At 39.4% G+C, this 13,551-nt stretch carries 7 protein-coding genes; 1 reads left to right on the forward strand and 6 read right to left on the reverse strand.

Annotated elements, in window-relative coordinates:
• The 5 genes from B7699_RS06915 to B7699_RS06935 form a co-directional block, all read right to left on the reverse strand.
• The coding region (locus B7699_RS06915; RefSeq protein WP_142358330.1) for a YSIRK-type signal peptide-containing protein at positions 1 to 4,958 on the reverse strand (4,958 nt) is incomplete at its 3' end.
• A gap of 272 nt (positions 4,959 to 5,230) precedes the next feature.
• Entirely contained in the window at positions 5,231 to 6,574 is a 1,344-nt protein-coding gene (gene asnS, locus B7699_RS06920; protein WP_000167160.1) for an asparagine--tRNA ligase, read from the reverse strand.
• Between the two features lie 22 nt (positions 6,575 to 6,596).
• On the reverse strand, positions 6,597 to 7,775 hold the full coding sequence (locus B7699_RS06925) for a pyridoxal phosphate-dependent aminotransferase (RefSeq protein ID WP_084927700.1): 1,179 nt from the start codon (positions 7,773 to 7,775) through the stop codon (positions 6,597 to 6,599).
• Positions 7,772 to 8,260 (reverse strand): cell wall elongation regulator TseB-like domain-containing protein, encoded by a 489-nt coding sequence (locus tag B7699_RS06930; protein ID WP_192852018.1) that lies wholly within the window; start codon positions 8,258 to 8,260, stop codon positions 7,772 to 7,774. Before B7699_RS06930 ends, B7699_RS06925 begins: the two co-directional genes overlap by 4 nt.
• Positions 8,261 to 8,552: 292 nt before the next feature.
• Entirely contained in the window at positions 8,553 to 9,749 is a 1,197-nt protein-coding gene (locus B7699_RS06935; protein WP_084927702.1) for an MFS transporter, read from the reverse strand.
• A gap of 388 nt (positions 9,750 to 10,137) precedes the next feature.
• Here B7699_RS06935 and B7699_RS06940 point away from each other — a divergent pair, with 388 nt between their 5' ends.
• On the forward strand, positions 10,138 to 10,683 hold the full coding sequence (locus tag B7699_RS06940) for an NADPH-dependent FMN reductase (RefSeq protein ID WP_084927704.1): 546 nt from the start codon (positions 10,138 to 10,140) through the stop codon (positions 10,681 to 10,683).
• Between the two features lie 213 nt (positions 10,684 to 10,896).
• On the opposite strand, the gene B7699_RS06945 is transcribed toward B7699_RS06940, so the two are convergent.
• A partial coding sequence (locus B7699_RS06945) for an SIALI-17 repeat-containing surface protein (protein ID WP_084927706.1) occupies positions 10,897 to 13,551 on the reverse strand: 2,655 nt, incomplete at its 5' end.

The raw sequence follows: 13,551 nt of genomic DNA on the forward strand, positions 1-13,551 counted from the left end.
ACCACCTTAATCGTTGCCGGAACTTCAACTAATACATTTCCATTTTTATCTTTTACAACAACCGTTACTGGTTTATCCCCAACAGTTGTTGCATCAAATGGTTCTTTTTGTCCTTCTGGAACTTTGTATTCAAATGTTGAACCTTCTGGATAATCACTTGGAGTAATACTGTCTCTTGCTTGAGGTTTCTCAGTTGGATTTACAGGAATTAATTGTTCTTTACCTTCCACTACTTTAACCTTAGCTGGAACTTCTACAAGTTTATCTTCTCCGTCTTTTGCTTCTACAATAACATCTTTTTCGCCTAGTGTTGTTGTATCTACTGGAGTTTTATATTTGAATGTTACTCCATCTGGATATTGTTCAGGATCAACACTCTTAGATGCATCTGGTTGTTTGTTTGATTTATCAACTGGTACATATTGTGTCTTCGGTTCAACAACCATCACTTTTGCAGGGACTTTTGCAATAACCTTATCTCCAATTTTTGCTACTACAACAACATCTTTTTCGCCTGGTGTTGTTGTATCTACTGGAGTTTCATAAGAAAACTCTGTCTCTTTAGGGAATGCTTTAGGGTCAATACTTCCTTCAACAGCTGGTTGTTTGTTATCCTTATCTACTGGGACAAATTGTGGATAGCTTTCAACAACTCGTACAGTTGCTGGTACTTCTGCAATAGGATTACCATCTTTATCCAGCACTTCAACAATCACATTCTTATCTCCAGTTGTTGTTACATCGATTGGAGATGTTTGCCCATCTGGAGTCTTATATCTAAATGTAGATCCTTCTGGATAATCTGTTTTATCAATGCTCTTTTCTGGATCTGGTTGTTTGTTGTTTTCATCAACTGGGACGATTTGTGGTATACCTTCAACTACTGTAACTGGTACTTTAACAGTTGTTGTTTTCTCTTCATCATCTACAATGTATTTAACAGTCACATCCACTTCAGTATCATCTGTTAAGTCAGGGACTGTTACTGTAGCTGTTTTATCAATTTCAACTCTAGCACCTTGTGGTAGTTTACCTGTAAATGTTCCATCAGCAATCGCTTTTTCAGCTTGAGCAAGTACTTTTTCTTTTGCTTTTTCTTTGTCGCCATTTTTAGGAACAAGAATTTCATCTGCTTCTGGTTTTGGTAAAACTGTTACTGGAACTTTCACTGTTTCGGTTAACTTACCATTATCATATGTTACCGGGATTGTCGCTTCTTTATTTCCTGCTTTAGCAGTAATATCTTCAGCAATGACAGGTTCACCTTTTGTTCCGTCTGTACCTGGTGTTACAGCACCTTTCACATCATCTTTTGTAACAGTATCCCCTTCAAATACTACTAATTTCTTAGCTGTTGAACCTACTACTGTTACTGGGACTGTTACTTCTCTAGTTGCAACTACTTTACCATCTTTTACATACTCTACAACTGCTGTTGCTGGCTTTTGTACTCCAGTTGCTGTTGTTTCCGGTACTGTTCCTGCTTTAACTTCTTTAACTCTTACAGTTACACCATCTGGCAATTTATCAGTTGGAACTGCAGTTGCTGCTTCTACTGCTTTCGCTTTAACTGCTTCATCTAAACCAGTGCTATCTTTAAGAACTGTTACACCTGTTGGTTCTACTTTTGGTAAAACTACAACATCTACTTTAGTTTCTACAGGAATTGTTTCAGTTCCTTTTGTATAAGTTACTGTTGCTGGCACTTCTAGTGTTTGACCTGCTTTTTTAGCTGTTGTAGGAATATCTGTAATATCATTTTTAGTTGGAGTAAAGCCGTCTACAGCTGTAGGGTTTACTTTTTCTTTCAACTGATCATTTGTTACTGCATCATCTTCAACTGTATACAATTTATTCGTTTCTTGATCTTTTACAGTAATTGTATAGGTAGTTGAATTCACTGCAGTTTCGGCACCTTTATTTGTTCCAGTATCCGTTTCAGTATCCGCAGTAACGATATTTCCGTTACTATCTTTTACTTCAACTTTAACTGTGTAAGTACCTACTTCTGATAATTTAACAGTTGCTGCTTCTGCTGCACTTCTATATTCTGTTACTGTTCCTGAAGGAGATATTAACGTTACTTTTGTAACTGTTGTTTCCTTTTTATTTGGAGCAGTTGTCGCATCATCTTCTGTATCTGTAATTGTTACTGCAGCTGATTTTTGTTTTACTAAATCTACTGTAGCACCTTTTACAGTAGTATATAAACTTGAGCTAATAGACGGAGCATCATTTAATATAGACGCTTTATCTGAAGAACTTGCTGTTTCTACTGCATCAACTGTTCCTTTAAATCCTGATGTAGTTGAAATCGTCCACTTATCTCCAGTTTTTGTTGCTGTTACAGTAGAGTTATCATCAGCAGACCATTTATTTAATCCTTTATCATATTTAACAGTTACAACCATTCCTTTATTAGTATCAGTTGCTGAATCTGCTGAACTGTTCGCCGTATTTTCTTTTTTATACGTCGTTAATGTACGAGATACATTATTAACGGCTGTAACTTTTCCTTCTGCGTTTAATGTACGAGTATATTCGTAAACATTAAAGATTGTTTCTCCATCTTTATTCACATCAACATATAGGTCGCGTTTTAACCATGTTGTTGTACCGTCACTGTTAGGAGTTTTCTTCTCAGCAGTCTCACCAGATAATTCCCAACGACCACTAGTTTTATTGAATGTTGCTGCTACATTTTCTCCTAGTTGCGTTTTTAATGTTACTTCGGCTCGTGTAAACGTTGCTGTAATATTTTCACTATTTGCAGTTACGTTAATCGTATCTGTTGCGGCATTTGCTGTTGCTGTTGGAAGAACTTTTAGATTGAAAGTTTCACCAACTGTACCAATTTCATCATTGACGTTTACAGCAGTATTTGTTGTTTCTGATACAACCCATTTACCATCTTTAGCAACAATTTTTGTATTTGTTCCATCTGGTAATGTAATTGTCGCTTCTGAAGCCCCTTTAGAAATTGTAATCGGAACTTCTGTATCGTAAGCATGAATATTTTTTATTGTCACTTCAGGTGCAATTTTAAAGGTTGCGTGTGCGTATGCCTCATTAGCATTTGTCTCTTGATAATCTCTTGCATAAATTGAAACTCTGTAAATCCCAGCTTCAGTTGGTGTTCCTTTGAATCCATTCGGATTATTCTCAGTCATATCAGCTGATGCAATTGTAAAACCTACACCTGGAATTTTTGTCTCATTTCCTGTTAATTCTGTAGGAGTAGCAGCACCAGTACCTGTCGTTCCTGTAATCTTCGCTCCAGAAACACCCAGAATAGCACGTCCTACAGTTTCTGTAATTGTAGTTGTACGTCCAATTGGGGTTCCATTTTCATTCGTTAAAGTATAAGAAACTCTTCTATCATTTGGTACCCCAGCATGCGAAGCTCCAGCATCTCTATATTCTACTGGAACAGTTAGTGCTTCTCCAACTTTCCCTTCTTTAACAGTATCGTTAATTTCTAGTGTTGGTGGTGTTCCATCTTTCCATGCTGTTCCACCAAATCTATGATCATCTAGTGGAATCGTAACACTTTTACCAGTAATAGTATTTTTAAACGTTACTCGAGCTTTTACTTGTTGATAGTTAAATGGACTTCTATGTGTTACAACCCCTTGCACACTATCTGTTGCTTTGTCATAAAATAAACCATTCGGGAAATTGGACACATTGAAATCTGAAACAGTCCAACCAGCCTTTTTAGCAGCTTCTGTTACTTCAATACGTTTACTTACATCTTTAATGTATACTTTATCGATTCCTTGTTCATATCCAAGTTTATAGATACTAGAAAGCAGATATTCATATGGTCCATTTCCATAGTAAGTCGCTGCAACACTGCTTGAAATTCTAGTATTATTATATTTCAGTTTTCCACGCCATAGTGGAGCTTCTTCTATAATTTTTTGAACTTCTTCAGCTGGTAACTTTAATCCATAGTCAATACGAGCCTTTACATCACTCTCTTTACCATCATAAGTCCAGTTAGATGGTCCAGGACTAGGTCTTGTACCAGCTCGTTGATCAGAGAACACTCTAAACTCTAAGCCAGCAGCATCTGCTTTTTTCTCAGGCGTATTCACACCTAAATCACCTTGACCTGGATGGAAACTTCCGAACGGCATTGTATAGGTATCCCAACCAGTAAAGTTTTCTCGTGATACTGTACTTGTACTTCCGATAATATCTTTTGCTGTTGGTTGCGCTGGATTTGTTGGTGTGATTGTATCACTAGTTCCTGTAGTTGTTGTAGAAGTAGTTGCTGCATCGTTGTTAGATGAGTCAGTTCTAAACCCACTTTCCCCTTTTCCTGGAATCTCTTTTTCATTTCTTGGATCTTGGTTTTTATTTACTTTTTCTTCTTTCTTGTCTGCAGTTGCTTTTGGCATACTTTCAATAACGAAAGCTTTACCGTTTACTGCTGATGTAGCTTTTGCTACTTCTTCTTTTGTTGCAGCTTCATTTGCAACTACAGCTTTTGCACTTGCTAATGCTGCTTTTGCAGACTCAATTGCCGAAGCTGTTTTTTCAGTTGATGCTGCTTTTGCTAAAGCTGCTTCTAAACGAGCAATAGCTGCTTCCAACTTGCTTGTGTCAGCTTTTGGTGTTTCAGTTGGTGCTTCTGCAGCTTTTGGTGTTTCTGCTGGTGCTGCCTCAGGAGCTGATGTTGCTAGTTGCTCAGCTGTTTGTGCTTCCACAGTTGATGTAGAAGTTTCAGTTGAAGCTACAGGCTTGGTTGAATCTGCTTGATTTCCAGCATCAGAGTTAACCTGTTCGCTAGTCACTGTAGCTGATGTACCTGGCTCCTGAGCCTGAACAGTCGCTGCCCCACCAAACATCATATAGGCTGCCACAGCTACTGACGCTGCTCCAAAACTATACTTACGGATTGAAAAGCGCTGGACTTTTTGTCCGTGGTACTTGTCCATTCTTGAATACATATTATCTCCTTTTTAAATAAATTTTAATTGCGGAATTACACCCAAGTACTTAAACAACGCCTCCATTTCCAGCTTAATTTATACATTAAAATAGCTACACTTAGGTACTTAATCCCTAATTTACATTGTAACATTATTTCAACTAAACTGTCTACGTTTATGTACAAAATATGAGGATTTTTCTATATATATATATATATCAATCGCTGTTTTTTGTAATTTCATCATAAAAAATAAAAGGCCAATTTGACCTTTTACTTTTATACATTTATTTACGGTTTGATACGGTGCAACATACGTGGGAATGGAATAGCTTCGCGGATGTGTTTTGTTCCTGCTGCGAAGGTTACCATACGCTCGATACCGATACCAAATCCTCCATGTGGTACTGTACCGTATTTACGAAGGTCAAGGTAGAATTCGTACTCTGTACGATCCATGCCAAGTTCATCCATCTTAGCAACAAGGGCATCGTAGTCTTCCTCACGCATAGACCCACCGATGATTTCTCCATAGCCTTCTGGTGCAAGCAAGTCTGCACAAAGCACGCGCTCTGGATTTCCAGGAACTGGTTTCATGTAGAAGGCCTTGATGGCTGCTGGATAGTTCATGACAAATGTTGGCACACCAAAGTGGTTTGAAATCCAAGTTTCATGTGGTGAACCAAAGTCATCACCATGCTCAAGATGTTCGTAGTCAGCGTCTTCATCATTCTCATGCTCTTGCAAGAGGTCAATGGCTTGATCGTAAGTGATACGTTTGAAGGGCTCTGCAATGTAGCGTTTCAAGAGCTCTGTATCACGTTCCAATGTTTCCAAGGCTTGAGGCGCACGGTCAAGAACACCTTGTAGAAGAGCTTTTACATAAGCTTCTTGCAAGTCAAGTGACTCATCGTGTGTCAAGTATGAGTACTCTGCGTCCATCATCCAGAACTCAGTCAAGTGACGGCGTGTTTTTGATTTTTCAGCACGGAATACTGGACCAAAGTCGAATACACGACCAAGGGCCATAGCTCCTGCTTCCAAGTAAAGCTGACCTGATTGGCTCAAGTAGGCTGGCGTTCCGAAGTAGTCTGTTTCAAAGAGTTCTGTTGAGTCTTCCGCAGCATTTCCTGAAAGAATTGGGCTATCAAACTTCATAAAGCCGTTCTTGTCAAAGAACTCATAAGTTGCATAGATGATAGCGTTACGGATTTGCATCACAGCCACTTGCTTACGAGAACGGAGCCACAAGTGACGGTTGTCCATCAAGAAGTCTGTTCCGTGTTCTTTTGGTGTGATTGGGTAGTCTTGAGATTCACCAATCACTTCGATGTCTGTAATGTCCAATTCATAGCCAAACTTAGAACGTTCGTCTTCTTTGACAATCCCTGTCACATAAACAGACGTTTCTTGGCTCAAGCGTTTGATAACATCAAACTTCTCAAGTCCCACTTCTTCACCAAATTTTTCCACAAAGTTTGGTTTAAAGGCTACACCTTGGAAGAAGGCTGTTCCATCGCGCAATTGCAAGAAGGCGATTTTTCCTTTTCCTGATTTGTTGGCAACCCAAGCGCCAATCGTCACTTCCTGACCAACATAGTCTTTTACATCAATAATCGTTACACGTTTTGTCATTATTTTTCCTTTTCTTTTTCTTTTATTTTTCCATAAATACTTTCAAGCGTTTAACCGCTTCTTTAAGAGTGTCTAGGTCTGTCGCATAGCTGAGGCGGACATTTTCTGGAGCTCCAAACCCTGCTCCTGTTATGAGTGCCAAACCAACTTCCTCAAGAATAGCTGTTGTAAAGTCAGTCACATCCGTATAACCTTTCATCTCCATAGCTTTTTTAACATTTGGAAAGAGATAGAAGGCTCCTTGTGGCTTAACGACTTCAAAACCAGGGACTTCACACAAGAGTGGATAGATGGTATTGAGACGTTCTTCAAATGCTTGACGCATAACTTCCACAGAATCTTGCGGTCCAGTTAGGGCTTCGATGGTTGCATATTGTGAAACAGCAGTTAGGTTAGAAGTTGTTTGACCTGTCAATTTGCTCATAGCAGCAATGATTTCTGGATCACCTACCGCATAACCAACTCGCCAACCCGTCATGGCATAGGCCTTAGATACACCGTTGATAACAATGGTTTGCTTACGAATTGCTTCTGATAGACTTGAGATTGGAACAAATTCATTTCCATTATAAACAAGGCGGCCGTATATATCATCTGCTAAAATCAGAATGTCATGCTCAACTGCCCAATTTCCGATAGCTAGTAATTCTTCACGAGTATAGATCATACCAGTCGGATTAGATGGTGAATTGAGAACCAAAACCTTTGTCTTATCTGTCCTAACTAGTTCTAGTTGATCCACCGTGACTTTAAAATCATTGTCTTCTTTAGCTTGAACAAAGACTGGAATCCCTTCTGCCATCTTGACCTGATCTCCATAACTAACCCAGTATGGAGTTGGAATAATAACCTCATCTAAAGGATTGATTACAGCCATAAAGAAAGTATAGAGGGAGAACTTGGCACCTGTGGCAAAGGTAACCTCATTACTTGCGACAGAATAGCCATAGTAGCGCTCGAAGTAGGTATTCACTGCAGCTTTTAACTCAGGCAAACCTGAAGCTACCGTATAGAAAGAAGCACGTCCATCTCGAATGGCTGCAACAGCTGCATCTTGAATATTTTTGGGAGTATGGAAATCGGGCTGACCTAAAGTTAAGAAAAGTACATCTTTTCCTTCAGCCTTTAACTTCTTTGCTCTTGCATCACTAGCCAGAGTCACACTTTCTTCCATTTCTAAAACACGGTTGGATAGTTTCATAGGCCCTCCTTATTGACCAATGCTCCTGTTTCAAAATCTACTAGATAAAAATCAGAGCCTGACTTGACTTCCCAGATTGGCTTGTCTTGATAACGGCCAAAGGTAATCTTGTCAATCTCGCCAGCTCCTTTTTCCTTAGAAACCGCTTCTGCTTTTTCTTGTGAAACACCCTGATTTAGCTGATAAACGTAAATCTTATGGTCATCTTTTCCAATCAGGACAGCAAGTGCTTCTTGTTTTTTATTACGACCAAGAACGCTATAATAGGATTCCAAGCCATTGTATAAGTCAACCTGATCAGCCTGCTCTAATCCTGCATACTGCTGAGCTAATTTTTCTCCTTCACTTTTAGCTGTTTGATAGGGTTTCATGCCAAGAGAAACCAGATACAGAAAGGAAGCACTGATAACCACAAACAAAATCGTCATCCCTAGACCATACTGCCACAGTAGATTATTTTTTGCTTTTTTTTGTCTTTTTTTCACTCGTCTATTTTACCATCTATTAAACTTTATTACAAGTGAATATAAGAATACTCTTCGAAAATCAAATTCAAACCACGTCAGCTTCGCCTTGCCGTACTCCAGTACAACCTGCGGCTAGCTTCCTAGTTTGCTCTTTGATTTTCATTGAGTATAAGCAACCAATTCTATTTCTTCCTTCAAAGCAAACCGATTTTTCTTGATTAGAACCGAGCAAGAAAAGTAAAGACAGCTCCAAAATCAACCTATTAAAAAAACTGAGCTTGACACTCAAGTTTTCGTAAGTTCTTTTACTTTATAAAATCACTTTATCATCCATTCTTTTAGCCATTTTTCCTAAAAAGATAGGTAGTAAAAGGCCAATCATAACTAAAAAGAATCCTAGATAAAGAAATGTTAGCACAAAGCCTAAATGGTCAATCAACCAGCCTGTCATTGGGAAGAACACAATCATACTCAGGCTAAACATCATAGAATAGACACTCAGCATGGTTGCCCTTACTTCACTTGGAAGGCGCTCTTGCAAATCATTGTCAAAAATCGGCTGAAAAAGAGCATATAGAGCATTACTAATCAAATAGACCAAAATATAGATTAGAGGTGTTCCAAAGTAGGACAGCAGGTAGGTGACGCCAGTCAGCAGCACTAGGATAGGGAAAAGCTTCAAGGCAGCATAGTTCTTTCCAATCTTACTCGCTAGATAGACTGCGACGATATTTAAGAGACTTCCAAGTAGCATAACTGTTGAAATTTGCCAACTACTTAAATCTGGTAACTGATTTTGATAGTAAAAATAAAACATGCACATGAGTGTACCAACAATCTGAGACAAAATCATCCAGTTGAAGAGCATGGGATTTCGCTCCAACTCTTCCTTAACAGTCCAAATAATCTGTTTCATGGTCACACTATCAGTTTTTTCTAGCTTGACACTGGGTTCTTTCAGCATCCAAATCAAGACAAGAACTATGATAGAAGTGGCAATCATGATATAGTAGGTCAGGTGCAATTGACCATGGACAAAAAATCCCGCTAACACTGTCCCCAAAGACCGAGTTCCTTCTGCTACTCCTGACATAAAACTTGAAATAGATAGATAACGCTCCTTTAGTCCAGCCTCTACAGCCGAGTCATAGACCATTGCTGCGCTTGTGCCTGAATCAAAATTATAAGACAAAGCACTCACCACCATTGCTAGTGCATAAATCCAAAAATTTCCCTGACCAGCCAACATGAGAATGGAAGACAGAATCCCTGCTATTCTACTTAAATAAAGGTTGGTCTTATAGGAATAACGGTCAGCTAACATACCAGATGGAATTTCACAGAGAAGACTGGTCGTATGAAAAATACTCTCCAGAAGTCCAATCTGCCAAAGAGACATTCCGTTTTGACTGAGAAAGAGAATCCAAAAACTGGTAATCCCTAGAAATGCAAAAAACTCAACTCCGGCCATCAGGCCAATATTTTTCCGATAATTTCTTATTAACATCTTTTCTCCTTAACAAGTGTATTATTATTTCTTTTGTCCGTCACTTGTTAATCTTTGCCTTACATGATCTCCACCCCTTTTAGAAGCATTCTTCAATGCCATTATTTTCGTTTAATTGTTTATGAAATGATACCGGAAAATAGCTGTTCTGTGGTTTCTATTGCGAGTTTTCTTGTTTATTTTAGCACTTATGTCATCATATTACAAGAGAATATAGGAATGCTCTGCGAAAATCGAATGCATTCCAGTCGCAAGTGATTAGATATCCTGCAATTTTATAGTTTTAATTATCTCTGAGCAAATTTCTTGCAAGTTGCTTTGTTTTGTTGTAATCTATTTTATAACAACGAGAGAGTTCTCGGAAATTTTAAGAAAAAGGAGACACATCATGTCTAAAAAAGTATTATTTATCGTCGGATCTCTTCGCCAAGGTTCTTTCAACCACCAAATGGCGCTCGAAGCTGAGAAAGCACTTGCTGGTAAAGCAGAAGTTAGCTATCTTGATTATTCAGCTGTCCCTCTCTTCAGTCAAGATTTAGAAGTTCCAACTCACCCAGCTGTAGCAGCTGCTCGTGAAGCAGTTCTCGCTGCGGATGCCATCTGGATTTTCTCTCCAGTCTACAACTTCTCTATCCCTGGTACAGTAAAAAACTTGCTTGACTGGTTATCTCGCGCCCTTGATTTGTCTGATACACGTGGCGCTTCTGCCCTTCAAGACAAGTTTGTCACAGTATCATCTGTAGCCAATGCAGGTCACGATCAACTCTTCGCTATTTACAAGGACCTCTTGCCATTTATCCGTACACAAGTCGTTGGTGATTTCACTGCTGCACGTGTCAATGACTCTGCTTGGGCAGACGGAAAATTGGTTCTTGAAGAAACAGTCCTAAACTCACTTGAAAAACAAGCTCAAGATTTGGTCAATGCAATCTAGTCATCTCTAATTGCTATTCTAAAACAGACAATCGGACAGACTTTTAGCCCTCTATATAAAAGAACTAGACAATTCATCAACAATCGAATGACTAGTTCTTGAAATACGAAAAAAGAACTAGAGTTCTCACAAATGAGTGAGTTTTCTAGTTCTTTTTGATTTACAAAGACTTCACGTAGGGAAAGCTACCAAGGATCAGATGAGATCATCTATTTAAGCTTCCTCTTCATCGTCTTTTTTCTTTTTGGCAAATAGCAAACCAAATGCGCCAAGAAGAGAGAGAACTCCTACTGCACCTGTAGCAGGATCTTCTTTTGTACCAGTATTTGGCAATACTGCTTGCAGTTGAGAAACGGATGGATTCGTTTCTGACACTTCATTCTGCAATTGAGCAGGCACTGCAACTGTTTGACTTGGTTGTCCAGTCGGTTGAGTAGCTGGCACCTCAGCAGGGGTAGCAATATCCGGTCTAGGATTTGTATCATCAGATGGTGTAACTGGTCTTTGTTGACCGTCACCTGTTGGTCTAACTGGACTCACTTTCCTGAAGATGTGAGTTACAACATCACCTTTAGTTTCTGTTCTTACAAATACATACCCTTCAATTTCACCATGTTCAAATGCTTCATTGGCTTCACCTAATACCTTTGGTGCTTTGGCGTCCGCTGGTTTCAATTCTTTACCATTTTCATCAACCCACTTGGTGATCATCAGTTGAATTTTAGATACTTCTACTGGATTAGGAAGCTCACCATTTACACCTCCATTGAATTCTGGGACTTCATGTGTTGGTGAATTTGGTGTATTCGCTCCGCCATTAAACTCTGGTAAGATTTCTTGAGTTTCCGGTTCTCCATTGACACCACCTGCAAACTCTGGAACTTCATGAATTGGTGAATCTGGTGCGTTCACTCCGCCATTAAATTCAGGTTTTTCCGAAGTTTCTGGCTCACCTTTTGCATATGCAAATACCAATTTATCTCGAGAAATTTCATGACTTACTTTTGTTTCCGGATCTGTAATTGTTACATTTCCTTTTGAATCAACTGTTACGTCTTTTCCTGGATTTGCTTTTGTCACTTTTTCTTTCACTTTATCTTGTTCTTCTGGACTTAAGTTCTCAGGATTTTTCACAGGTACTTTTTCCATCGGAACTACTGGACTGAAATCTTCTGGATTCACAGTAATTACAACATCAACATCTTCTGTACTTCCATCTGGATACGTTACAGTTACAACACCTTTTTTCTCTCCATGTTTTGAAGTATCTGGAATTTTTCCATCTTTCCATCCAAAAGTCGTTCCTTCTGGTAACGTTTTTACATTTTCAATACTATCTTTTGCAGATGGTACTTGAGCATGTTCTACTATTTGCGCTTTTGGTTGGGGATCGTAATCGTCTTTTTGTGGCGTTACTTCGACTGTTACTGTCACTTCTTCCGTACTCTTATCTGGGTAAGTGATTAATACTTTTCCTGTCTTACTTCCTGGTTTACTTGTATCTGGTTGTTCTGACCAGCTATAGTTTGTTCCTGCTGGTAAGTCATTGGTATTAATACTTTTCTCTGGATCTGGTACTTCGTTGTGACGAACAGTTTGGTTCGGTTCTTTTGCCGTTGGGTTGAAGGTGTCACTTTGTTTCTTAACTGTGACAGGAATTTCTACTTCATCTTCCGTTCCATCTGGATAATGAACTAAGGCTACTCCTGGATGACTGCCCGGTGTGCTGACATCTGGCCTTGTCTTCCATGTGACAGTTGTTCCTTCTGGTAAGCCGGTTTTGGTTACACTTGTTTCTGGATCTGGTACGTGTCCATTGTCCACTTCTTGAGGGATTCCAGTTGGTGTGTATTCATCTTTTTGTGGCGTTACGTTTACCGTTACCGTCACTTCTTCCGTACTATGGTCTGGATAGGTGATTAATACTTTTCCTGTCTTACTTCCTGGTTTACTTGTATCTGGTTGTTCTGACCAGCTATAGTTTGTTCCTGCTGGTAAGTCATTTGTATTAATACTTTTCTCTGGATCTGGTACTTCGTTGTGACGAACCGTTTGGTTCGGTTCTTTTGCCGTTGGGTTGAAGGTGTCACTTTGTTTCTTAACTGTGACAGGAATTTCTACTTCATCTTCCGTTCCATCTGGATAGTGGACTAAGGCTACTCCTGGATGACTGCCTGGTGTGCTGACATCTGGCCTTGTCTTCCATGTAACAGTTGTGCCTTCTAGTAAGCCGGTTTTGGTTACACTTGTTTCTGGATTTGGTACGTGTCCATTGTCCACTTCTTGCGCTATGGCGGTTGGATTGTATTCATCTTTTTGTGGCGTTACTTCGACTGTTACTGTCACTTCTTCCGTACTCTTATCTGGGTAAGTGATTAATACTTTTCCTGTCTTACTTCCTGGTTTACTTGTGTCTGGTTGTTCTGACCAGCTATAGTTCGTTCCTGTTGGTAAGTCATTTGTATTAATACTTTTCTCTGGATCTGGTACTTCGTTGTGACGCACCGTTTGGTTCGGTTCTTTTGCCGTTGGGTTAAACGTTTCTTTTTGTTCTTTTACCCTTACTGGTACTTCGACTTCATCTTCCGTTCCATCTGGATAATGAACTAAGGCTACTCCTGGATGACTTCCTGGTGTACTTACATCTGGCCTTGTCTTCCATGTGACTGTTGTTCCATCTGGTAAGCCTGTTTTGTTTACACTTGTTTCTGGATCTGGCACGTGACCATTGTCCACTTCTTGCGCTATGGCGGTTGGATTGTATTCATCTTTTTGTGGCGTTACTTCGACTGTTACTGTCACTTCTTCCGTACTCTTATCTGGGTAAGTGATTAATACTTTTCCTGTCTTACTTCCTGGTTTACTTGT

It is taken from the genome of Streptococcus mitis (assembly GCF_002096835.1).
GTDB classification, from domain to species: domain Bacteria; phylum Bacillota; class Bacilli; order Lactobacillales; family Streptococcaceae; genus Streptococcus; species Streptococcus mitis_W.

Coding starts and splice junctions, on each gene's coding strand:
- B7699_RS06925 (WP_084927700.1), bottom strand. CDS start 7,775: ATGAAACTATCCAACCGTGTTTTAGAAATGGAAGAAAGTGTGACTCTG.
- B7699_RS06935 (WP_084927702.1), bottom strand. CDS start 9,749: ATGTTAATAAGAAATTATCGGAAAAATATTGGCCTGATGGCCGGAGTT.
- asnS (WP_000167160.1), bottom strand. CDS start 6,574: ATGACAAAACGTGTAACGATTATTGATGTAAAAGACTATGTTGGTCAG.
- B7699_RS06940 (WP_084927704.1), top strand. CDS start 10,138: ATGTCTAAAAAAGTATTATTTATCGTCGGATCTCTTCGCCAAGGTTCT.